Source organism: Streptomyces sp. Q2 (assembly GCF_056820935.1).
This window is the reverse complement of sequence record NZ_JBXEJE010000048.1, coordinates 43,229-66,547: the sequence shown is the minus strand read 5'-3', so window position 1 is coordinate 66,547 and position 23,319 is coordinate 43,229. Positions and strand designations below refer to the sequence as shown.

Genomic DNA, 23,319 nt, shown 5'->3' with positions numbered 1-23,319 from the left:
TGCGAGCGGTTCCTGTCCGCGTTCAGCGGCATCTCACCGCACGTCCGGCCCCGCCGCCATCTGATGACCGCCCCCGACCACCGAGCCGGGATGACCCTCCGCTTCGCCATCCGGGAGCAGGTCACAGGCACCGCCGGTCTGTCCACCACGGACTGAGCACAGGCCCCACCATGCCCCGACACACCGTCAGACACCCACACACCCAACAACGTGACAGCGTGTCACCCTCCAGGCCCATTCAAGTGGGAGCTGCGTCCCACCACAGCACGGCATGACTCGCGCGATACGCCTCCGGCGGTGACTCGCCCGGAGGTGCCCGGTCACCGTCATCCCTCGGCGTGCTCGAAGTCGAGCACCCGAAGTCTCCCGCCGCTTATACGGCACGCGCGTTCCCGTCCAGGAAGCAGGCGCAGCCAGGGGAAGGTTTCTTCCCCCTCACAACTCTTCCGTCCGATGCGAGGGTGGCGTCTGTTCCAGCGGCGGCTCGTGCTGCGGCGGTGCTCCGGCGGGGAGATCCACGCCAAAGGGGAGGAAGTATGGCGGGCCGTCCTGAGAAACGACTGGAACCGGACGACGGGCCGGTGCAGCGGCTCGCATACGAACTGCGGCTGCTGCGCGAGCAGGCCGGTAGTCCCACCTATCGGACCATGGCCCAGCGGGTGCGCTTCTCGGTGACGACTCTGGCGCAGGCGGCTTCGGGCGAACGGATGCCGTCACTTCAGGTACTCCGGGCGTATGTGCAGGCGTGCGGCGCGGACCCGGATGAATGGCAGGTGCGGTGGAAGCAGGCGGTCGAGGAGTCGGCAGCGACGCTCGACACCGGCGGTATGCGGCCGCCCTACCGGGGGCCGGCCCCGTATGAACCGGAGGACCGCGCTTTCTTCTTCGGTCGCGACCGCCTGGTGGCGGAGCTGGTGGCGCTGGTGACCGAGCGGCGGTTCGCGATTCTGTCCGGTGCCTCAGGGAGCGGGAAGTCCTCCCTGCTGCGGGCGGGATTGGTCCCGGCGCTGCAGGAGACGGCGGAACGGCTTCGGCCTTCCGCCCTGGTCCGGCTGCTCACGCCGGGGGAGAATCCTGCGACCGCCTACGAACGCCTGCTGCAGCCGTGCCCTGACGAGCCTGAAATCTGGGTGGTGGTCGACCAGTTCGAGGAGGTCTTCGCGCTCTGCCGGAACCGGGCCGAGCGAAACCGCTTCATCGACCTGCTGCTGGCCGCCCGAGGGCCGGACAGCCGGGTACGGGTGGTGCTCGCCGTACGGGCTGACTATCACGGTCGCTGCCCCGAGCACCCTGGTCTCGCGCAGGCACTGCGGGATTCCAGTCTGCGGATCGGCCCGATGAGCCCTGCGGAACTGCGGGAGGCGGTCACCGGGCCGGCTGCCGCCGAGGGGCTGCTGGTGGAACGGGAGTTGACCAACAGGCTGGTCCAGGACGTCGCGAACCAGCCGGGCGGACTGCCGATCCTCTCCCGTGCCCTGCTGGAGACCTGGCGAAAACGCCGGGGCCGGATGCTGACGCTGGCCGCCTACGAAGCCGTTGGCGGCGTCCTCGGCCCGATCGTCGCCAACGGCGAGGAGGTCTACGGCCGTCTGTCCCCCGCCCAGGCACGCACCGTGCGGCAGCTGTTGTCGCGGATGGTCGTCCCCGGGGACTGTTCCCCCGACACTCCACGCCCGATTCCCATGGCCGAGCTCCTCTCCCTTCCGGAGCCCGAGGAGGCGGTCCGAGTCGTGGAAAGGCTGGCCCATGCCAGGCTGCTCACCGTGGGCGAGGACACGGTGGAACTCGCCCACGAGGCCCTGCTCACCCGCTGGGCCCGGCTGCGCGGCTGGATCGAGGAGGACCGGGAGCGGCTGCGCGAACAGTGCCGCCTCACCGAAGCCGCCCGTATCTGGCAGGAGTTCGGCCGCGACCCTGGCGCCCTGTACCGGGGTATCCGACTGGCCAGGGCGGAGGAGTTCTGCACCGCTCCAAAGATGCGCGGTGCCCTCACGGCACAGGAGAGGGCGTTCCTCAGCGCTTCCCAGCAGGCGCGCGAGACGGAACGGTGGGAAGCCGCCAGAACCACCCGCAGGGCACGGTGCCTGTGGGCCTCGCTGGCCGCCGTCCTGGCTGTCGTGCTGACCGCCGCGCTGGCCTCCCTGCAGCGGCCCCGGACGGGCGAGCGGCTGCCCATCGAGACGGCCGGACCGCCACTGTGGCCGACGAGGCCGCATCGCGGGCGGACGCGGTCCGGAGCGAGGTTGATTGTTTGGCGCCGCGGGCTGGATTGATGAACAATTCCAGCCCCTAAAGACTTGCCAGCACACCCAGGCGTCACCGCGTCGGCCATGGCTCTATATCGGCGCTCTCATCTTTTGAGTTCGCTGCCATTTGGCATGCCCTTTTTCTATCGTTCTCGTGTCACCGGGAGTTAACTCCCCCTTTTCACCGGACCCCTTGACCGTCGATCACCGGGCGTGGCTATTGATGCCGCATCCGGAGATGATCTGCCGAATATGTCCCCACCATTACCGGGTGACGAAGAAGACACGTGATGTGCCCCGTGATGGCCGGCTACCGAGGGTGGCGGTTCCCTCTCCCCCGACCGGCCGCCATCCGCTTCGACCAACAGGAAAGCCCTATGACCTCGCGTACCACGATCAATCGAGCCTGCGTCGCCGCGGGCCTGAGTCTGGCCTCGGTGCTGACGTTCGTCTCGCCGGCCAGCGCCGTCACCGACATCATGAGAGCCGAGCCGTTCGACGCCAACAGGGTGATGCTGACCCTGTGCAATGGCCCGACCTGGGACACATACTGGCTGATCAACGTCCAGACCGGTGAGCTCAAGAGGCGAAGCTACGACCAGTGGAAGTTCGACCACGTCTACTCCACGCTGCGCCATCCCTGGGAAATGGTCCGCGGCTACTGTTCCTACCCCGAGTCGGCCAGTTGGACCTGGACCGGCGCCGAGCAGCAGACCAGCGACACACTGGTGAATTGCAGCTATAGGAGTACGCTTTCCCAGAACATCCAGGCGAACGGGACCACGACCAGCACCACGACCAACAGCGTCAGCGTCGAGCTCGGCATAGACTGGACCATCCTCGAAAAGGTGCTCTCCGTATCGGCGGGCGGCTCCTATTCCCGCAGCTGGTCGTACGCGAAGGCATCCGGCTGGTCGGTCACCACCGGAATCAGCATTCCGCCGCGGAGAAAGGGGTGGCTGGCGAAGCGTCCGGTGATGCGTACGGTCCGCAGCAACCCCGTCTTCCACGTGAAGGATTACCAGTGGGGCAAGACCAGGGTGAACTCCTGGCGCGGCCGCGGGTACAACGAGATCGTCTCCTACGGCGCCTACTACGACGCGGTCGGCAACGTGCTCGATTCCAACGGCCAGCCGTCGGGCCAGATCGTCGCCCGCGACCGACGCGTGAACACCCGCGCCGACTGCGGCTGGTAGCGACCCGACCGTGCGGCGGCGTCCGCCCGCGCGGACAAAGGTCGCGCCTCCTTCCCCCGTAAATTCCGCAAGAGGCTGCCGTGATGCCGGGTCGACATGATCCCGGCCTGTCGGGGGCGTCGGTGCTTGGTTCCGACGCCCCCGACATTGCTGTCGGTCCTCGGCCTGATGAGCCGGCGGTTCGCGGCCGGGCGATTTCTTCCGTCGTCTGGTGAAGAGGACCCGCATGGTGCCGCGGGTGGTCGTCGCGGACAAGCTCCGTTCCTACGGCGCCGCTCACTGGGAGGTCATGCCCTCGGTCGGACACCGCTCGTACAAGGGGCTGAACAACCAGGATGAGCAACGAACCCGGGGTTTTACCCTGAAGTCCTACCCCAACGCCACCTCGCTCCCGGCCACCGGCCGGGGCCTGGTGGGCATCGACCAGACCACCGTCTTCAACGTCCGCTCCACCTACGTCTGCGCCGGCGGGGTCCAGGAGTTCGAGGCGCTGGGCTGGATGAGCGGCACCGCCGTGCGGTACACCATCCCGGCAGGCGTGACCCATCCCTGACATCCCCGCACCCGACACTGGCTCCGCCCCTGCCAGGCAGGTGATCATCTTGTTCCGCTCCCGCGGCGCCTTGGGCGAGGCTGAAGAAGAGGTCGTCGAACCGGGCCGCGTAGTCCTACGACCGCCCCGGCGCGGGCGGACACGGGCGGCGCCTGATCATGGCGGACGCACCCAAGAGCTGACCAGGGTGGCGGCTGGGAGAGGAAGAAGCCGGAGACCGCTGCAGGAAGTGGGGGCCAGTCCGGCGGTTGGCTTCATGGAAGCTTCATGAGCTGAGTCGTACGTGCTTTATGAGGCGCCTGTTGTCTGGCGGTCATGCACGCACCCCTTGTCGCACCGGTGGACACTGCTGAGCACCCTGCTGCGCGGCACCTGACTACGGCGATTCACACAGCGCTGTCCGGTTCCGTTGTGATCGGCGCGTTCCCTCGTCCGAAGTCGGCCAGGCACGTGGACCCCGTCGGGCAGGCGGTCGGCGATGACGTGCTGCATGAAGGAACCTGCAGTCTGTTCACGACCTGGGTGGGGTCAGTGGCCCCGGGGCCGGCGGCGATGCTCGCGGGTCCGCTCCACAGTCGACTGCCGGTCGGCGCGGCGGCATCGGCGCCATGGGGTTCCCACGCCTGAGTGCCGAATCGACCTGTTGGCCGGGACCGGCCCAGCCGAGGAGCGGCTCACCCGTGCACTCCCCGATCGGCCTGCACCGCGCGCTACACGCCCGTAGAGACACCAGATTCCATCGCGGCGGGGACCATCGCCGTCCTGCGCAGGCCCTGCCCGGCCTGGCGACGGCGCCGCGACGCACGCACATACGACCTGACTCGCACACAGAAGGAAGAGGGGAACTTGAAATGAACCTGCGACGGAACATCTCGCGTCGAAGGATGATCGAAGGGGCATCGGCCGCGGCGCTGGTCGGGGCGGCGGCGGCCACGATGCCAGCTGCCATGGCCAGTCCGGAGACGGCATCGTCCGGCTCGGGGCTGCCGAAGGGTAACTGGCGTATCGACACCCACGCCCACTACTCGCCCGACGTGTACAACGACTACCTGCAGCGCTACGGCCTCCTCGGCGCCATCACCGGGGCGTACGGTCCGTGGTCGGTCGAGCGGCATGTGGCCTTCATGGACCAGTACCGGATCCAGGCCAGCGTCCTGTCGTTCGGCGACCTCCAGGTCACCGTCGGCCCGGTCGACGACCGGCGTGCCACCGCCCGAGCGGTCAACGACTACGCCCGCGACCTCGTGCAGACCCGTGGTGACCGGTTCGGGATCTTCGCGGTCACCCCGATGCCCGACATCGAGGGCTCGGTGGCCGAGGTGGACCGCGCGCTCGGCGAACTGGATCTCGACGGCATCTGCCTGCTGACCAACTACAAGGGCACCTACCTGGGGGACCCTTCGTTCGCGCCTCTGTACGAGATCCTCAACGACCGCCATGCCTACGTCTACGTCCACCCGACGGGTCCCGAGAACAACCCGGCTCCCAAGCTGTGCTTCGGCCCCGACATCCCGGCCGGGAACAACGTCTTCGAGTACAACTTCGACGCGACCCGCGCGATGACGAGCCTGATCTACAACGGTGTCCTGCGGGACTACCCGAACATCCGCTGGCACTTCACCCACAGTGGCGGGGCACTGCCGTTCCTGGCCTTCCGGCTCGCGACCCGGCACTCGGCCTTCCCGCCGTTCAACGAGGTGCTGCCCGAAGGCCCCCTCGNCTTCACCCACAGTGGCGGGGCACTGCCGTTCCTGGCCTTCCGGCTCGCGACCCGGCACTCGGCCTTCCCGCCGTTCAACGAGGTGCTGCCCGAAGGCCCCCTCGACTACATGAAGCGGATGTACTTCGACAACGCGCAGGCGTTCACCGCCGCGCAGTTGCAGCCGCTGTCGTCACTGGTGCCCGACAGCCACATCATGTTCGGCAGTGACTGGCCGGCCACCCGCCATCTCTACGCGGCCGACAACGTCGAGACGATGCCCTTCCTCAAGGGCAGCCTGCCCAATCTCAAGGCAGGCGACCCCGAACCGACCGTCGACGAGATCTACAGCCGACGCCAGCGGATCGCTCTCGAGCGGGACAACGCCCTCCACCAGTTCCCGAAGCTGAAGGCGCGTATACGCCGCGCCGGCTCGCGCTGACCCGCGACCGTACGCAGGCCAGCCTGCCACCCGCTGCCCCGCCAAGGGGCGCGGGCGCGGACGGGCTCTGTGCAAAGGCCGGCGTCGGCCGACGGGGGAGGCCATCGACGGAGATCGGCGTCGCCTGGCCGGGCGAACGCGTCACGGAGGACAGGGAAGCTGGAGCGTGATCTGCCCGGCGACGGAGGCTGGTGCCGGGACGAGCGTGGTGCATCCGGGCCCACTTCGCCCTCTGCCGGGGCCTGACGGCCGCTCCGCGCCGACGAGGGACACTGGTGGCTGCCACGAATCACTTCACGCTGGAGAACGCCCTGGGCCGTACCCGGCTTTCAGCCCGACTCGCGGGTCCTCAACAGGACGCGGACGCGTGTCTTCTCATGGTGCCCGGCTGTCTTCGGGAGTTCGGCATCCGGGACCGGGTCACCTTGCGGTGGGCGCCCTTGCCGACCCTCATCGAGTTCATCGGCACCTCGGCCGGGCGGCGCTCGCTGGGTGAGGCCGGGCCACAAAGCGTCGCGGGCCACGGCAGACACCGTACGCTGGCTGCATTCGAGGCCCTCTGCCTCCAAGCCGCCGGTGTCCCGCGGCCATGACTGCCTTCCCCCTCCCTCTTGCTACCTCGGCGATGGAAAGCGAGCACGATGAGTACGCAGCGCGTTCTGGTCGTCGATGACGAGCCCAAGATCCGCATGACCGTGCGCGGCTACCTGGAGGCGGACGGGTTCCACGTTGTCGAAGCCGCGGACGGACCGTCCGCCCTGCTGTCGGTCACCCGTGACCGACCGGACCTCGTGGTTCTGGACGTGATGCTTCCGGGCCTGGACGGTTTCCAGGTCCTGCGCCGCATCCGGGAGGCGAGCCAGATCCCGGTCATCATGCTCACCGCCCGCGACGAGGAGGTCGACCGGCTGATCGGCTTCACCACCGGCAGCGACGACTACGTCACCAAGCCGTTCAGCCCTCGCGAACTAGCATTACGGGTGCGGGCCATCCTGCGGCGCACCGACAGCCGGTCCGAGGCGGATCACGAGGACGGCGTGCTGTGCTTCGACGGACTGACTGTCGATCGCGTGACGCGGACCGTGCAGGTCGATGCCGACCGGACGGTGGAGCTGTCCGCTCTCGACTTCGATCTGTTGTTCGCGATGGCCCGTGTCCCCGGGCGGGTCTTCACTCGGCGCGGCCTGCTGGCCCAGGTGTGGGGCGAGGACTTCTTCGGCGACGAGCGCGTCGTGGACGTGCACATCCGTACTCTGCGGCGCGCGCTGGGCGACGAGGCGAGCGCACCTCGGTTCGTAGGCACCGTCCGGACCATTGGCTACCGGTTCGTCGGGCGCCCCGCCTAGCCGGCGGCCAGGAAGGACACCTATCGATGCCGTTCTCCGGCTTCCCGGCCTACCGCCGATCTCGTGCGCGGCTGGGCCGAATCCAGCAGCGGATGTCGCTGCGTGACCGGCTGGTGCTCTCGCACGTCATGGTCCTCCTCCTGGCTCTGGCGGCCATGACGGCGATCAGTGCGTTGATCGAGGTGTGGCTCGGTTTTGACGACATCGAGGGCGACGTGGTCCTGCGGATCGGCCTCTTGTTCGGAGGGGCTGCGGCCTTCCCGGCGTCCCTCGCCCTGAGCCGGTTTCTGCTGCGTCCCCTCGACAGGGTGCGCGCCGCCACGCGCCGGCTCGCCGAGGGACACTACGACGACGTCCTCGAACTTCCCAGCGAGCCGGGCCTGGCAGCGCTGGTCCAAGACGTCAACACGCTGGCGGCAGCCCTCGCAGACACCCAACGCCGCCGCGCCCGGCTCATCTCCGAGGTCGCCCACGAGATGCGCACCCCCATCACCATCCTCCGCGGCCAGATCGAGGGTGTGGCCGACGGCATCTTCGTCCCCGATGAGGCAATGTTCGCCTCCCTCGCCGACGACCTTCACCGGCTGGAGCGCTTGGCGGGCGACCTCTCCAGCCTGTCCCGGTCGGAGGAGGCGGCCTTCGATCTTCACCACGAGCCCACCGACGTGGCCACGTTGGCCCGGGCCACGGCCGAGCGGCTGCGCCCCCAGTACGACGACCAGACGGTAGCCCTGACCGTGGACGCAGGCACACCCGTCGGCACGTTCTGCGACCCGGACCGGATCACTCAGATCCTGGTTAACCTGCTGGGCAACGCACTGGCCGCATGCGATCCGCACGGGCATGTGGTGCTGTCCGTGCACACCGAACCTGCTCCCGTACGCCACGTCATCGTCCGTGTCACGGACGACGGCATCGGCATCGCCGCACACGACCTCGAACGCGTCTTCCACCGCTTCGAACGCCTCGAGCGTCTCGGTCGACCTGCTGCTGCCGGTGGCAGTGGCATCGGTCTGACCATCGCCCGGGGCATCGCCCGAGCCCACGGCGGAGACATCACCGCGGAATCCGACGGGCTGGGCAAGGGCGCGACGTTCACCCTTCGCCTACCGCAGGGACACGTCCCCGGGGCCGGCATGCCTCCGGTCTCCCGCTGACTCCATCGACCCAGCCCGGAGCGGCGGTGATGAGCAGGTCGCGGTCGCGAAGACGCCGAGCCGTGCGCTCAGTACGCGTCGCCGGCTCCGGAGACCGTGCGGCTGCCGCGGCGCGCGACACGACCGGCGTCCCACAGGAACCCTGGCCGGCGACGCCCGGAACGCAGCGGCGATCGGGGCCATGACCACCAGCGTCGCCGGCCCGTCCCGCAGGAGGTATCCGCGCCGTGCAGGGACCGGCCGACCAAGGGCGGTTGTTGTCTGCACCTGCGAACCGGCCGGCTCTGCTGCCGGTTTCGGATGGTCTCGACCGCCCTCGAGGATCAGGCCAGTCCCAGAAGTGCTTCGGCGTTGTCGGCCAGGATTCTGCGGGTGTCCGCTGCGTCGAGACCGGCCCGCTCGATGTAGGCGACGGTGTCGAGGTAGTGCTCGCCGCCCTGGTACGGGAAGTCGCTGCCGAGGACGAGCCGGTCCGCACCGACCGCCTGGACCGCGGCCCGCAGCGCTGCCTGGGAACTGTGGGCGACGGTGTCGTACCACATCCGGCGCGCCGCCTGGCTCGGCGGAAGGGGGGCGTCAGGTGCCTCGAAGTGGGCGAGGTTGTCCCACCGCTCCAGCAGCATGGGCAATGCGCCGCCGAAGTGGGAGTTGAGGATGCGTACACCGGAGTAGCGCGTCACGAACCCACGGGTGATGAGCTGGGCCGCTACGACGGTGTCCTCCACGGGCGCGCCGACCATCCAGGTGAGGTGGTGGTCGGTGATCTGCGGGGAGGCGACGCCGTCGCCGGCGGGGTGGAGGTACATCACGGTGCCGCGGCGGTCGAGTTCCTGCCACACCGGTGCGAAGGCCGGGTCGGTCAGCGCCCGGCCCGCGGCCGAGGTGGTCAGGGCCACGCCCACCACCCCCGGCGCGTCGAGGACGCGGTCGAGTTCGGCCAAGGCCGCGTCGACGTGCGGCAGAGGGAGCACGACGAAGGCCAGGAAGCGGTCGGGGTGGCGGTCCACCAGGTCGACGTACCGGTCGTTGATCATGCGTGCGGCTGCGGCGGCCTGCTCCGGATCCGGCAGTGCGCCCGTCAGCGGTGAGGCCGAGATCACCTGCCGGTCCACACCGGCCCGTTCCATCAGGGAGAAGCGGGCCTCGAGTTCCTTGTCGGTGTCGTCGGCCCCGAGCCCGCGCTGGCCGCCGGTGGTCGTGACGCCCGAGTCCGCCAGGAAGTCCAGGTAGTCGCTGGGGTAGACGTGAGCGTGCGTGTCGATGCGCATGGAGGGGTTCCTCAGTCGTCGAGGGAAGGGAGGAGGAGGGGGCGATTCCGGCGGTGCGGGAAAGGCAGTTGGGTGAAATGGAGGGACAGGGCTACTTGTCGACCAGGGACATGTGGTGCTCGTTGTAGCGGTTTCCCTGTACTCCGACGCGGCCGACGAGACCGTTGAGGTCGGCGAGTTCGTCGGCGGAGAGGGGCAGTTGGGTGGCGCCGATGTTCTCCTCGATGCGTGCCGTGCGCCGGGTTCCGGGGATCGGAACGACCGACGGATGCTGTGCGAGCAGCCAGGCGAGCGCGACCTGTCCCGGTGTGGCGTCCTTGGCCTGCGCGAGCAGGGTGACGTGGTCGACGAGTGCTTGGTTCGATGCCCGGTTCTCGGCTGTGAACCGTGGGATGTTCGTGCGGACGTCGTCGGCGGTGAACGGCGTCGTGGCGTCCACCGTCCCGGTCAGGAACCCCTTGCCGAGCGGGCTGAAGGGTACGAATCCGATGCCGAGTTCCGAGCAGGTCGGCAGAACCTCGTGTTCGGGGTCCCGGGTCCACAGCGAGTACTCGCTCTGCACTGCCGTCACCGGGTGGACCGCGTGGGCGCGGCGGATGGTCTGCGCACTGGCCTCGGAAAGCCCGAAGCAGCGCACCTTGCCTTCCTGCACGAGTTCCCCCACGGCTCCGGCGACGTCTTCGATCGGCACGTCCGGATCGACGCGGTGCTGGTAGAAAAGGTCGAGCGTTTCGACCCTGAGCCGTTTGAGGGAGGCCGTGGCGACGGCTCGGATCTGCTCGGGCCGGCTGTCGAGTCCGACGGAGGCGCCGTTCTCGATACGGAATCCGAACTTGGTGGCGATCACCGTCTGGTCTCGCACCGGGGCGAGGGCTTCTCCCAGGAGCTCTTCGTTGACGTAGGGGCCGTACACCTCCGCGGTGTCGAAAAACGTGACTCCGCGGTCGACGGCGCCACGCAGTACGGCGATCATGTCGGTGCGATCGCCGGGATTGGGGCCGTAGCTCTGGGACATTCCCATGACGCCGAGACCGATGGCGGAGACATGCAGGTCGCGTCCGAGCGTTCGGGTGTGCATTCTTCCTCCTCGTTGCTGCCAACTCGTTGCTGTCAATGCCGGTGGGTGGTCTTCAAGCCGTAGGCAGGCGCCGCCGCATCCGGTGTTGTCGCAGGTTGCTTTTCATTCGCGTGATCGCGCTGAGGGCCCGCTTACTGCGGTTCACCGCGCCGTCAGCGGGAACAGGCGCTGGGCGTTGGCTGTCGTGAGTGATCGCCATGTCGTGTCCTGCGTCGGTGGTTCGGCCGCGTCGATCGCCGCGATGTGGGCGTCGGCCAGCGGCGCGGGCGTCCAGCAGTAGTCGCTGCCGAAGAGCACGCGGTCAGGGTCGACGAGGTTCAGCAGTGCGGGGACCTGGCGTGGGAAGGCTGTGCCTGCCATGTCGTAGTAGAGGCCGCGGAGTTGCTCGACGGCATCGGGGGAGGGTGACTTCTGCGAAGGCAGGAACAGGTTCATGAATTCGTTGATGCGGTCGGCCAGGACGGGAATCGCGCCGCCGCAGTGCGGGACGATCACCCGCATGTTCGGGTGACGTGTCAGGACGCCTGCCATCACCATGTCGGTGACGGTGCGGGCGGTGTCGAAGATGTACTCGACCATCGGCCGCGGTCGGCCGAGTGCGGACTGTTCCCAGCATGCGGGTGAGGTGGGGTGCAGGAAGACCACGGCGCGGCGGCGGTCGAGTTCCGCGAAGACCGGGTTGAGGCGCTGGTCGCCCAGGTACACCCCGTGGGTGTGCGTCATCAGGGCCACGCCGTCGGCGCCGAGTTCGTCGAAGGCGAAGGCGATCTCCTCCAGTGTGCCGTCGACGTCCGGCAGGGGCAGTGACACGAAGTTGCCGAAGCGGCCCGGGTGGTTCCGGGTCAGTTCGGCGGTGTATTCGTTGACGCGCCGGGCCAGGAGGCGGGCCGCCTTGTCGTCGCCGAAGTGCACGCCGGGGGAGGACATGGAGAGCATCGCGGTGTCGATGCTGTTGCGGTCCATCAGGTCGAGGTGGGCTTGTACGGACCATGAGGGCCAGCCGCCCATGCCGTCGGGGTGGGCATGGCCGGCCGCCGTCGCCTGCTGGACGTAGAAGTCGGGCAGGAGGTGGGCGTGGACATCGATGAGGCCGGAGGACATGACAGCGGGATTCCTTCTCGTGGGGCTCGCGTCGTTAGGGCACATACCGCAAGCGGCCTACTCCACCTGCTCGCCTCCGGCCAACCGGACCTCTTCGTTGTCCAGGGCTGCCTGGAGATGGCGTAGCACGGTGTCGTCGATCTGCGACTCGTCGCGCAGGCGGACGACGGTCGCACGCTTCGTGGCGATGAGGGCGAGGCGGAGGTCGGTGTAGTGGCGGTTGTGGAGCAGGGCGGGATCGTCGTCGGTGCCCGCGCCCCTTGCCCGTACGGTCGCCAGGTTGGCCTCGTACTCCTGGCGCAGCCACTCCACGACCTTCGGAGCGGTGCCCTGTTCGGCGGCGAGCCGGGGCAGCGCCTTGATGGCTTCCTCGTTTGCCGCCGTCTCGGCCAGGACCTGCTCCTCGTCGACAGAGGTGTCGCGTGGCTGCCGGGCCCAGCGCACCACGCCCGGCAGCAGCAGCCCCTGCACCACGAGGGTCACCACGATGACGCCGGAGGTGACGAAGACGATGAAGGCACGGTCGGGAAAGGGCGCGCCGGAGTCGAGGGTCTCCGGCACCGAGAGCGCCACCGCGAGCGACACCGCGCCCCGGAAGCCCGCCAAGCCGCTGACCACTCGCGCCCGGTCGCTCATTCTCCGCAGGCGCTGCTCGGGGCGCCGGTCGATCGCGCGGATCAGATAGGCGGAGGAGAACAGGAACGCGAACCGGACCGCGACCAGGACCACGCTGACTGCCCCGATCGCGATCAGGGCATGTTGGAGGTCGGACCGGCTCAGGTGGCGCAGTGCGTACTGCAGTTCCACTCCGACCAGGACGAACAGGGCGCCGTTGATGATGAACGTGGCCAGGGGCCAGAAGGCCAGTGCCTGGCGGCGGTGCTCGGCGCGGATGAGGCTCGGCGCCACCTGGGCCATGATCAGTCCGCTCACGACGACCGCCAGGACACCGGAGGCGTGAATCAGCTCGGCGAGCAGATATGCCGTGAACGGGGCCAGGATCATGACGAGGTTGCCGAGCAGAGGATCGTCCAGGCGGCGCCGCAGGTTCATGTTGATCCAGGCGACCGCCACGCCGACCGCGGCCCCGCCGCCGTAGGCCAGCAGGAACAGCGCTCCGACGTGTGGCAGGGTGAGGTGCTCCTCGCCGACGGTGATACCGACCGCCAGGCCGTAGATGACCAGTGCGGTGCCGTCGTTGACGAGGCTTTCCGCTCGGAGCACGGTGACTTGACGGCGCGGCAGGGAGCCGGCCAGGGCGCTGACCGCTGTGGCGTCGGTGGGAGCCACGGCCGCGCCCAGGGCCCACGCCGGTCCCCACGGCAGTCCGAGCGCGTGCCCGGCGACCGCCACGGCGCCTGCGGTGAGGATCACCAGGACCGTGCTGAGCAGGACGATGCCGCGCAGGTTCGAGCGGATCTCCCGCATCGACGTGGTCAGGCTCTCCCAGTACAGCAGCACCGGAAGGAAGAGCAACAACACGACTTCGGGCGGGAGTTGGGTCTGCCGGACGGCCGGGACGAGGCCGATGAGGGCACCCACGACCAGGAGCACGATGGGCGGCGCGACACGGAAGCGCTGCCCCAGGACGTTGCCCACCAGCACGGCCGCACCCAGGACGACGACGAGTTCGAGACCGATCATGACACTTGCTCCTGTGCGGGACTGGCTGACAGCGGCGGCTCGGCGGCTTCCACCGGGATCGTCATGGTCATCTGGGTACCAGCCGCAGGGTCGTGGAACGTGCCGCCACCATGGGATCGACGTACGCTCCGCCGAAACGGCCGTACTTGCTGCGGTACGCGGCGTCGACGCGGTCGTTGGTCGCGGGGTCCGGCACCTCGAAGAAGGTGACGTCCTTGTCGACCCCGCCGGAGCGGACGTGTCCCGCGTGGCTGGCCCGCGCGGTACGCCACCAGGCGCCGTCCGTACCGCGGAAGGAACGGACGTACAGGTCGTCACCGTCGCGGACGACCCAGATCGGTACCGGCTTGCGGAGGGTGCCGTTGTCGCGGAGCGGCGCCATCTGCAACTCGTCGGCCTCGGCGATGTGGTCGAGTTCGTCGCTCGTCCATGTCGTCATCGGTGTTTCTCCGTTCTGAAAGCGCGTCAAGGCTGTGGGGCTGGCCTAAGGAAGAGATTCGCGGCGGCGCTGACGAAGGCCATCACCGCGGTGATGGCCAGGCTTTCGCGCAGGCCGTACAAGATGCCGTCGCGTGCCGCCAACAGGGCGCCGAACACGGCGACGGCCAGCGCTCCGCCCAGTTGGCGGCTGGTGTTGAACACGCCGCTGGCCACGCCTGCGCGGTGGGCGGGAACGCTTTCCAGGAGGACCGCCGTGGTCGGAGCCATGGCCAGCGGGCCGCAGATGCCCACCGGGATCATCACGAGGGACAGCGCCCACACGGGGGTGGATGCGGGCAGGAAGGCCAGCGTTGTCGTGCCGGTGCCCATGAGGAGCATGCCGCCGACGATGGGAACGCGGGGGCCGAACCTCTCGGCCAGCCTGGCAGCGAGCACGCTGACGAAGGCGGACAGGACGGTCATCGGCACGAAGGCCAGCCCCGTGGCCAAGGAGGACAGCCCGCGCTGCTGCTGGTAGTAGAGGCTGTAGACGAACACCATTCCCTGGAAGCCGCCTATGAACGCGAAGCCGGTACCCGAGGCGATCACCACGGTGCGGGAGCGGAACAGGTCCAGCGGAACCATCGGCTGCTTTCCGCGAGCCTGAGCGGCGACGAAGACGACCAGCGCCAGGACGGTGATCGCCAGCGACACGAGCACTCGGGGCCCGCCGAGACCCTCGGCGCCGGCCTCGATCACCCCGAAGGTCAGCGCGCCCATGGCCAGTACCGCCGCGATCTGCCCGATCCAGTCGAACGGCACGTCACGTCGCGGCGAGTGCGCCACGCGCAGCAGCAGCAACAGCGCGACCAGACCGACCGGCAGGTTGATGAAAAAGATCATTCGCCAGCTGACCAGGGCCAGCGAACCGCCCGCGACGGGGCCGGCGGCCGCGGCCACGGCGCCGCCGATGGTCCACAGCGCGATCGCCCGGCCCCGCTTGACCGGGTCGTCGTAGGCCTCGCGGATCAGCGCCAGGGACGACGGTGTCATCGTCGCCGCCCCCAATCCCTGCACCATGCGGGCGATGACCAGGGTCACCAGGTCGGGTGCCAGGCCGCAGGCCGTCGAGGAGGCCACGAACACCGCCAGACCGATCCCGAAGGCACGCCGTGCGCCGGCCCGGTCGCTCAGGGACCCCGCGGACAGCAGCAGCGCCGCAAACATCAGCGTGTAGCCGTCCATCACCCACTGCAGGCCGCTCATGTCACCGCCGAGATCGCTGCGGATGTCAGGCAGAGCGACGTTGACGACCGAGGCGTCCAGGGTGATGACGAAGAAGCCGAGCAGAGCGGCCGAGAGCGCGAAGACAGGGGCGGAACCGCGGCGCGGGGCGCCATCGACGGTCGGTGAGGAGGCGGCGGGCGGGGCGGACATGCGGGTACTCCTGGGGCCGGGCAGGGCGTGGGGCGGGCACCGCTGTCGTGGACGGTGCCGGAAGACCCGTGGTCAGGCGGGAGTGGTGGTGAGCGGCTCACCGAGGTGGGTGCGGGTGATGCCGAGCGAGTCCTCGAAGACGCGGTAGTCGGTGATCAGACCGTCGGCGACGGTGAAGCGCAGGATCATCTCGCTTTCGAGTACCTGTCCCGAGGGATGGAACCGGGAGGCGTACCGGCCCGGTGCCAGGACCCGTCCGTCGGTCTCCACCATGGTCCCCAGCTCGAAGGTGAGTGGCTCGACGGCGGAAGAACGCGGTGAGGGACTGCCGGATCTCCTCCGGTCCGGTGCGGCTCCCGGCCCAGGGGGTCAGGCCGGGATCGCCCGGGATCGTCCAGGTCGCGTCGGGTGTGAAGTGGGAGAGGACGCGCTCCATGTCGCGCGTGCCGAAGGCCTCGAAGTACGCCTCGACGGTGGCGATCGCCTCGCTGGTCATGACTGTCGGTCCGTTCTGCTCGGCGGCTGCGACGGCAAGCGGCCGCTGGTGCTCGGTGGTGCCGGGGGTGGTGGGCGCGGCTGATTGGGCGCCCACCACCCCAAAGGCTTCAGGTCAGGGACGCAGCAGCGTCTTGATGGCGCGGCGTTCGTCCATGGCCTTGTAGCCTTCGGCGGCCTGTTCCAGGGGCAGGGTGAGGTCGAAGACCTTGCCCGGGTTGATACGGCCGCTGAGGACGCGGTCGATCAGGTCGGGAAGGTAGGCGCGCACGGGGGCGGGGCCGCCGCGCAGACCGACGTGGGAGAAGAAGAGCTGCTGGCCGTCGATCTGCACGTCATGCGGCATGCCGACGAAGCCGACGTTGCCGCCGGGGCGGGTGGACTGCAGGGCCTGGTGCATCGACTCCTGGGTGCCGACGCACTCGAGGACGGAGTCGGCGCCGATGCCGTTCGTCAGTTCCTTGACGCGGGCGACGCCTTCCTCGCCGCGTTCGGTGACGATGTCGGTGGCGCCGAACTCCAGGGCCAGCTTCTGCCGGGATTCGTGCCGGCTCATGGCGATGATGCGCTCGGCGCCCAGCTCCTTGGCGGCGATGACGCCGGACAGGCCGACCGCGCCGTCACCGACGACCACGGCGGTCGAACCGGGCTTCACCTCGGCGGCTTTGGCGGCGTACCAGCCGGTGCCCATGACGTCGGAGAGGGTCAGCAGGTCCGGGATCAGTTCGTCGGTCGGCTGTTCCGGGGTGGTGACCAGGGTGCCGTCGGCGAGGGGGATGCGGATGTACTCGGCCTGGCAGCCGTTGGGGAAGTCACGGTGCTGACAGTTGGTCTGGTAGCCGGCCTGGCAGTTCGGGCAGGTGTTGTCGGAGGCGATGAAGGAGCCGATGACGAACTGTCCCGGCCTGACGCTCGAGACGTCGCTGCCGACCTCTTCGACGATGCCGACGTACTCGTGGCCGATCGGCTGCGGCTGGGGGACCGGGTTGATGCCCCGGTAGCTCCACAGGTCGGAGCCGCACACGCAGGTGGCGACGGTGCGGATGATCGCGTCCGTCGGTGCCGTGATCTTCGGTTCTGGGGCGTTCTCCACCCGGATGTCACCGGGTGCGTGCAGGATGGTTGCTCGCATGATGCCTTCTCAGCTCTGTCGTGGCGTCAGGGACGGGTGCGGGTACTGACGCGCGGGCCGTTGTAGTCGTCGTCCGGGACGTGTTCGAGCCAGGTGGTGTCGTCCGTCTCCCACAGAGCGAGGTGGACCATGAACTGGTCGGGCGCGGCACCGTGCCAGTGCTCCTCACCCGGGGGTGTGTGGATGACGTCTCCGGGGTGGGCCTCGATGATGTCGCCGCCGCGGGACTGCACGAGGGCGATGCCCTCGACGATGTAGAGGGTCTGGCCCAGGGCGTGGGAGTGCCAGGCGGTGCGGGCGCCGGGAGTGAACCGGACCATGTTGGCCCGCATTCGGGAGGGTTCCTCGCCGCGGTGGATCACGTCGGCGTAGGCGTCGCCGGTGAACCACTCGGCCGGAAGTTTCATGGTCGGAGGCTGCTTCAGCAGTTCCATGGTGTGACATCCCTCGGGTGTGCTGCTGCCGCCGGGCCGTGCGGCGGTGTGTGGGGGAGAGCCCGCGATGTGGGGTGCGTGCGGGCGGAGGAGCCTCAGCCGGACTGGTCGGCCTTGTCCACGATCTCCTTGAGCTGGGTCATCGCGGTCATGGCGTTGGGCCATCCGGCGTAGAAGGCCAGATGGGTGATGGCCTCGACCAGTTCGTCCTTGGTCACGCCGTTCTCCAGTGCCTTGCCGAGGTGGAAGCTGAGCTGGTCGTTTCGGTACAGGGCGGCGAGAGCGGTGACGGTGACCAGGCTGCGGTCGCGGGGGGACAGGTCCGGCCGCTCCCAGATGTCGCCGAAGAGGACCGTGTCGGTCACCTCCGCGAGCTTGGGGGCGAACTCCTGGATGGCCGGCGGCGCGAACTTCTTCCGTTCGGACATGAGGTGGTGCTCCTTGCGTGCGTTGTGTGGGGGGATTCAGGCTGCCCGGCCTTCGACCGGGGGTTGGTCGGGGCGCTCACCGAAGAGCGAGGCGAGCTCGGCGAGGGCGGGGGAGGCGTGTTCGCCCGCCCTCGCGCACTGCGGTGGTACTCGTGGCACCTGCGGAAGCTGGTCCGATGTCCTCTCGTCGATCACTCGCCTCCGCCGCATGTCACGGGGAGATACGGAACCCCGGTGACGTTCGGAATTCGGAAAGTAATTTCTCCCAGGGGTTGGACTTTTCGCCTGTTCGAGTCAATGCTCGCGACAGGAAGATTCTGATCGCCGGACGCGCCATCGACACTGCCACCTTCCCAGGAACCCGCAAAGGGGAGAATTCCATCCTGGGAATCACTTATCCAGGGGAGGAATCGTTACCCCCCTGCCGGAGACCGAGCCGGCTGTCATGACCAGCGACGCGCGTCTGAACGAGCTGGGAGAATTCCTCAAGGCGCGGAGGGCCGAGTTGAGCCCGCGCACCGTCGGTCTGCCCGACACCGGAGGCCGTCGGGTGCCGGGCCTGCGTAGGGAAGAGGTCGCCCTGCTCGCCGCCATCGGCTCCGACCACTACACCGGTTCGAGCTGGCTGCGATCGGCAAGCGTGAACCGCGCCGCCGACCGGCGCAGAAGGTCCATCCACGGCTCAGGCGCATCCTGGACGAGCTGACAGCGACTCCCGCGCTCGTTCTGGGCCGGCACCTGGACATCCTGGCCTGGAACGCTTTGGCAGCCGCTCTGCTGACCGACTTCGACCAGGTCCCCGAGAAGAAGCGCAACTACGCACGGCTGCTCTTCACCGACCCCGCCTTTCGGGAGCTGTACCTCGACTGGCGGACGAACGCTCGGATCTGCGTCGCCCACCTGCGCCTGGAGGCTGCCAAGCACCCTGGCGACCCAGGTCTGGCCGCACTCGTCGGCGAGCTCTCGGTGGCCGACGCCGACTTCCGGCAGTGGTGGGCAGGCCGTCAGATGACCGGCCTGCGGATGGGCACCAAGAGGCTGCGCCACCCGCTCGTCGGCGACCTCACCCTCGACTGGGACAGCCTGACCTGCACAGCCGACCCCGCCCAGAAGCTGGTGACCGCGACCGCCGAACCCGAAACCCCGTCCCATGACGGGCTTCTCTTCCTGGCGTCGTGGACCGCGGACCCGCACACGCCGGCCCGGGACGCGACAGCTTGACCGTGATGGGGGAAGACGGCTTACGCCGTCGTGCCTGGTCCTGAGCGGAGTTGGCGATGAATACCGTCAGGGCACCGACGGGACCGCGTTCCTGCCGGAGCGGTTCGTGGCACCGACCGGTGGCGCGTGTGCCTTCCGTACGACCGCCGGGCGCACATGCGCGGCCGAGGGCGAGATGCGGCATGAACTGAGACCGGAACTCCGCAGTCACTCAACAGCCGTTCCTCGACGCTTCGAGGGCCGTGGAGTGCTTCGCTCACGACCGTGAGGTGTGGCTCATCACGAACGGAGCCTCCTGGCTGCAGATGCTCAAGCTCCGTCTGAGCGGCTAGGTGTGCAAGGTCCGCCTGTGAAAACTCCGGTTGCACGGGCATTGACACCGCGTTGCGCCGGCGCGAGGATCACGTCTGCAAACCGCGAATGAAACGTTTCAAAACTCCGCGACCGGCAATTGCTCTCTCCTCAGTAATGTCAGCCCGGTTGCCACCCTCGCCGCACGTCTACCGTAGGAGCCCCCGATGCACCACGTATCGCGCCGGAATGTTCTGCGCTCGGCCATAGCCGTTGCCCTGGCCCCCACTCTGGGTTCCGTGATGCTGCCCGGGCTCGCACCGGTCGCGTCCGCGGCGGTCTCGTGGACCGCGAAGTGGATCTGGGCGCCGACGAGCATGACGAACCAGTGGGTGGCCTTCCGCAGATCGTTCACCCTGGGCTCCGCGCCCTCCAGAGCCGTGACCCAGATCGCGGCCGACTCCAAGTACTGGCTGTGGGTCAACGGCACACTCGTGGTCTTCGAGGGCCAGCTCAAGCGCGGTCCGAACCGTACGGACACCTACTACGACGAGATCGACCTCGCCCCGTACCTGACCAGCGGCACCAACACGGTGGCGCTGCTGGTGTGGTACTTCGGCAAGCAGGGCTTCTCGCACAGCAGCAGCGGCAAGGGCGGTCTGCTGTTCCAGTCCGACATCACCACCGGCTCCACCACCAGCCGCCTGGTCAGCGACACGAGCTGGAAGCACACGGTCCACCCGGGCTACTCGAACAACACCAGCGGCACCCAGGCCAACTTCCGGCTGCCCGAGTCCAACGTCTACTACGACGCCCGCAACGCCACCGCCATGGCCGACTGGCAGTCATCCGGCTACGACGACAGCGCCTGGAGCGCGCCCACCGACTTCGGCGCCGCCGGCGCCGCTCCCTGGAACGGCCTCGTCGAGCGGCCGGTCCCGCAGTTCCGGTACTCCGGCCTGAAGTCCTACACCAACGCCGCCTCGCTCCCGGCCACCGGCCAGGGCTCCACGGCCATCTCGGCCACCCTGCCGTCCAACCTCCAGGTCACGCCGTATCTGAAGGTGAGCGCCCCGGCCGGCGCCGTGATCGGCATCCAGACCGACCACCACGCCGACGGCCTGGCCCTGGTGGGCGAGGCCAGCGGCTACAACGTCCGCTCCACCTACATCTGCACCGGCGGGGTCCAGGAATTCGAGTCGCTGGGCTGGATGAGCGGCACCGCCGTGCAGTACACCATCCCGGCGGGTGTCACCATCGTGGACCTCAAGTACCGGGAGAGCGGGTACGACACCGACTTCGACGGATCGTTCACCAGTAGTGACGCCTTCTTCGACACCCTGTGGAGCAAGGCCGCCCGCACCATGTACGTCAACATGCGGGACAACTACATGGACTGCCCGACCCGCGAGCGTTCCCAGTGGTGGGGCGATGTGGTCAACCAGCTCAAGGAGGGCTTCTACACCTTCGACACCCGCTCGCACGCGCTCGGCAAGAAGGCCATCTCCCAGTTGACGTCCTGGCAGGAACCCGGCGGCGTGCTCTACTCCCCGATGCCGTCGACCATCTGGACCGCCGAACTGCCCGTCCAGATGCTCGCGTCGGTGTGGTCGTTCGGGACCTACTACCTCTACACCGGCAATGCGGACGCCGTCACCGGCTCGTACCCGGCGGTCAAGAAGTACCTGGACCTGTGGAGCCTGGGCAGCGACGGTCTGGTGGCCCACCGCGCCGGGGACTGGGACTGGGAGGACTGGGGCAGCAACATCGACGCCCGGGTCCTGGACAACTGCTGGTACTACCTGGCCCTGGACACCGCCGCCAAGCTGGCGGCCCTCAGCGGCAACACCGGCGATGTCGCCGGATGGCAGGCCCAGCGCGACAGCATCAAGGCGAACTTCGACTCCCTGCTGTGGAACTCCACGAAGAACGAGTACCGCTCGCCCGGCTACACCGGCGACACCGACGACCGGGCCAACGCCCTCGCCGTGGTCGCGGGCCTGGCCATCCCCAGCCACTACCCGGCGATCACCAACGTGCTGCGCACCCACCTCAACGCCAGCCCCTACATGGAGTTCTACGTCCTGGAGGCGCTGTATCTGATGGGTGCGGCCACTGTCGCCGAGGAGCGGATGCGCAACCGCTACGCGGCCCAGGTCGCCGACCCCGCCTGTCACACACTGTGGGAGCTGTGGGTCAAGGCGGACGGTACCGACAACCATGCCTGGAACGGCGGCCCGCTGTACGCGCTGTCCGCGTACGCCGCCGGCGTCCGCCCCACCAAGTCGGGCTGGGAGACGTACGAGGTCATCCCGCAGACCGGCACACTCACCAAGATCAACACCGTGACGCCCACCGTCGAGGGCGACATCCGCTTCGGGATCACACGCGACGGAACCCAGGTCACCCTGACACTCACCTCGCCGAGCGGCACGACCGCTCGGGTGGGCGTGCCCACCTACGGCGGTTCCCAGCCGGTCATCAAGGCGAACGGCACGACGGTCTACACCGGAGGCTCTTCCACGGGCAGCGTCGGCGGTCTGAGCTATGACGGCAAGGATTCCTCGTACGTCTACTTCAAAGTCCAGCCAGGCACGTGGACGTTCACGGCGACGGGTACCGGCCGCCTCGACAACCTCGCCCTCGGCCGACCGGTCACCAGCAACAACAGCCTCGAGAACAGCAGCTGGGGCAGGAACCGGCTCACCGACGGCAAGCTCACCAGCGTCAGTGGCGCAAAGGGCTACACCAGCAACGAGTTCACCTCCGCCGACGTCAGCGCGAACCCCGTCTGGGTGGAGATCGACCTCGGAGCCGACACCGACCTCGACGCCGTACGCCTCTTCCCCCGCACCGACACGGGCGCGGCCGGGGGCGGGACCGCGGGCTTCCCCGTCGACTTCACGATCCAGACCCGCCCCGACGGAGCCGGCACCTACACCACCGTCCGCACCGTCACCGGCCAGACCAACCCCCAGGGGCTGGTGCAGACATACGGCTTCAAGACCACCACCGCCCGCTACGTCCGCCTGCAGGCCACGAAGCTCGGCGCGCCCGCGTCCGACGAGAGCAGCAAGTTCCGCCTGCAACTCGCCGAACTCACCGTCCCGACCGCCGCGACGACCGTCTCGGCCAACTGCACACTCGAGAACAGCGATTGGGGCAAGACCCGGATCCTCGAGGGCACCACCACCAGCGTCACCGGTGCCAAGGGCTTCACCAGCATCAACTTCCCCTCCGCCGACGTCAGCGCCACACCCGTATGGATCGAGGTCGACCTCGGTGCCGACCGGTCCATCGGCACCGTCACCCTCTACCCGCGCACCGACACCGGCGGAGCCGGCGGGGGCACAGCAGGTTTCCCCGTCGACTTCGCGTTGCAGACCCGCGCCGACGGATCCAGCACCTACACCACCGTCCGTACCGTCACCGGCCAGGCCAACCCGAGCGGATCCGCCCAGACCTACACGCTCACCTCCGCCACCGGCCGGTACCTGCGTCTGAGGGCAACCAAACTCGGCACTCCGGCTTCTGACGAGACCATCCAGTTCCGGCTGCAGCTGGCCGAAATCGGCATCAAGTAGCACGTCAAGCCACAGCTGCCCGCCCAACGCGCACCCGCGTGTCGGGCGGGCAGCCCAGGCGGGGACTGTAAGTGGCACGACCCTGGCGACATCGCCCTCGCCACACAACGGCCGCCGTACTGAGGTGCCGGGAGCAGCTGGTGCTCT

The 23,319-nt window shown here is 68.6% G+C and carries 16 protein-coding genes and 5 pseudogenes; 9 read left to right on the top strand and 12 right to left on the bottom strand.

The annotated features are described in order from the left end of the window. Nucleotides 1-3: 3 nt before the first annotated feature. The 4 genes and pseudogenes from ACWBNA_RS39510 to ACWBNA_RS39495 form a co-directional block, all read left to right on the top strand. Nucleotides 4-156, top strand: a pseudogene (locus ACWBNA_RS39510) (IS6 family transposase); the annotation flags it as partial. A gap of 380 nt (nucleotides 157-536) precedes the next feature. Further along, nucleotides 537-2,273 (top strand): helix-turn-helix domain-containing protein, encoded by a 1,737-nt coding sequence (locus ACWBNA_RS39505; protein ID WP_482709383.1) that lies wholly within the window; start codon nucleotides 537-539, stop codon nucleotides 2,271-2,273. Nucleotides 2,274-2,623: 350 nt separating this feature from the next. Continuing rightward, entirely contained in the window at nucleotides 2,624-3,442 is an 819-nt protein-coding gene (locus ACWBNA_RS39500; RefSeq protein ID WP_482709382.1) for a hypothetical protein, read from the top strand. Nucleotides 3,443-3,683: 241 nt separating this feature from the next. Next, nucleotides 3,684-3,782, top strand: a pseudogene (locus tag ACWBNA_RS39495) (IS6 family transposase); the annotation flags it as partial. A gap of 204 nt (nucleotides 3,783-3,986) precedes the next feature. On the opposite strand, the pseudogene ACWBNA_RS39490 reads toward ACWBNA_RS39495, so the two are convergent. Next, nucleotides 3,987-4,155: pseudogene (locus tag ACWBNA_RS39490) on the bottom strand (IS701 family transposase); the annotation flags it as partial. A gap of 448 nt (nucleotides 4,156-4,603) precedes the next feature. Between ACWBNA_RS39490 and ACWBNA_RS39485 the strand changes: the two are divergent. The 3 genes from ACWBNA_RS39485 to ACWBNA_RS39475 all read left to right on the top strand — a co-directional run bounded on the left by ACWBNA_RS39485 (nucleotide 4,604) and on the right by ACWBNA_RS39475 (nucleotide 8,639). Beyond that, nucleotides 4,604-6,136, top strand: a complete 1,533-nt coding sequence (locus tag ACWBNA_RS39485) for an amidohydrolase family protein (protein ID WP_482709381.1) — start codon at nucleotides 4,604-4,606, stop codon at nucleotides 6,134-6,136. A 641-nt stretch (nucleotides 6,137-6,777) separates the two neighbouring features. Beyond that, nucleotides 6,778-7,482: a response regulator transcription factor gene (locus ACWBNA_RS39480; protein ID WP_482709380.1), complete on the top strand. Its 705-nt coding sequence runs from the start codon at nucleotides 6,778-6,780 to the stop codon at nucleotides 7,480-7,482. Nucleotides 7,483-7,508: 26 nt separating this feature from the next. Continuing rightward, the gene (locus ACWBNA_RS39475) at nucleotides 7,509-8,639 is read left to right on the top strand and encodes a sensor histidine kinase (protein ID WP_482709379.1); all 1,131 of its coding nucleotides are present in this window, start codon (nucleotides 7,509-7,511) and stop codon (nucleotides 8,637-8,639) included. 323 nt (nucleotides 8,640-8,962) lie between these two features. Here the strand turns inward: ACWBNA_RS39475 and ACWBNA_RS39470 are convergent, their stop codons facing one another. The 11 genes and pseudogenes from ACWBNA_RS39470 to ACWBNA_RS39420 form a co-directional block, all read right to left on the bottom strand. Then, nucleotides 8,963-9,907, bottom strand: a complete 945-nt coding sequence (locus ACWBNA_RS39470) for an amidohydrolase family protein (protein ID WP_482709378.1) — start codon at nucleotides 9,905-9,907, stop codon at nucleotides 8,963-8,965. Nucleotides 9,908-9,998: 91 nt separating this feature from the next. Next, complete coding sequence (locus ACWBNA_RS39465) at nucleotides 9,999-10,985, bottom strand: aldo/keto reductase (protein ID WP_482709377.1); 987 nt, start codon at nucleotides 10,983-10,985, stop codon at nucleotides 9,999-10,001. Between the two features lie 141 nt (nucleotides 10,986-11,126). After that, nucleotides 11,127-12,086: an amidohydrolase family protein gene (locus ACWBNA_RS39460; RefSeq protein WP_482709376.1), complete on the bottom strand. Its 960-nt coding sequence runs from the start codon at nucleotides 12,084-12,086 to the stop codon at nucleotides 11,127-11,129. A 57-nt stretch (nucleotides 12,087-12,143) separates the two neighbouring features. Next, on the bottom strand, nucleotides 12,144-13,730 hold the full coding sequence (locus ACWBNA_RS39455; protein WP_482709375.1) for a Na+/H+ antiporter: 1,587 nt from the start codon (nucleotides 13,728-13,730) through the stop codon (nucleotides 12,144-12,146). Nucleotides 13,731-13,797: 67 nt separating this feature from the next. Continuing rightward, on the bottom strand, nucleotides 13,798-14,169 hold the full coding sequence (locus ACWBNA_RS39450; protein ID WP_482709374.1) for a DUF2255 family protein: 372 nt from the start codon (nucleotides 14,167-14,169) through the stop codon (nucleotides 13,798-13,800). 26 nt (nucleotides 14,170-14,195) lie between these two features. Further along, nucleotides 14,196-15,587, bottom strand: a complete 1,392-nt coding sequence (locus ACWBNA_RS39445; RefSeq protein WP_482709373.1) for an MFS transporter — start codon at nucleotides 15,585-15,587, stop codon at nucleotides 14,196-14,198. 72 nt (nucleotides 15,588-15,659) lie between these two features. Continuing rightward, nucleotides 15,660-15,860, bottom strand: a complete 201-nt coding sequence (locus tag ACWBNA_RS39440; RefSeq protein WP_482709391.1) for a nuclear transport factor 2 family protein — start codon at nucleotides 15,858-15,860, stop codon at nucleotides 15,660-15,662. A gap of 37 nt (nucleotides 15,861-15,897) precedes the next feature. Further along, a pseudogene (locus tag ACWBNA_RS39435) lies at nucleotides 15,898-16,083 on the bottom strand (nuclear transport factor 2 family protein); the annotation flags it as partial. A gap of 114 nt (nucleotides 16,084-16,197) precedes the next feature. Further along, nucleotides 16,198-17,214, bottom strand: a complete 1,017-nt coding sequence (locus ACWBNA_RS39430; RefSeq protein WP_482709372.1) for a zinc-dependent alcohol dehydrogenase family protein — start codon at nucleotides 17,212-17,214, stop codon at nucleotides 16,198-16,200. 26 nt (nucleotides 17,215-17,240) lie between these two features. Then, nucleotides 17,241-17,648, bottom strand: a complete 408-nt coding sequence (locus tag ACWBNA_RS39425) for a (R)-mandelonitrile lyase (protein ID WP_482709371.1) — start codon at nucleotides 17,646-17,648, stop codon at nucleotides 17,241-17,243. A 95-nt stretch (nucleotides 17,649-17,743) separates the two neighbouring features. Next, on the bottom strand, nucleotides 17,744-18,076 hold the full coding sequence (locus ACWBNA_RS39420; RefSeq protein ID WP_284434739.1) for a carboxymuconolactone decarboxylase family protein: 333 nt from the start codon (nucleotides 18,074-18,076) through the stop codon (nucleotides 17,744-17,746). Between the two features lie 445 nt (nucleotides 18,077-18,521). On the opposite strand from ACWBNA_RS39420, the pseudogene ACWBNA_RS39415 reads away from it, so the two are divergent. Together ACWBNA_RS39415 and ACWBNA_RS39410 are read left to right on the top strand one after the other, a co-directional pair. Further along, nucleotides 18,522-19,297: pseudogene (locus ACWBNA_RS39415) on the top strand (MmyB family transcriptional regulator). 518 nt (nucleotides 19,298-19,815) lie between these two features. Then, a complete protein-coding gene (locus ACWBNA_RS39410) occupies nucleotides 19,816-23,172 on the top strand; it encodes an alpha-L-rhamnosidase-related protein (protein WP_482709370.1) in 3,357 nt (1,118 codons plus the stop codon). Nucleotides 23,173-23,319 lie beyond the last annotated feature (147 nt).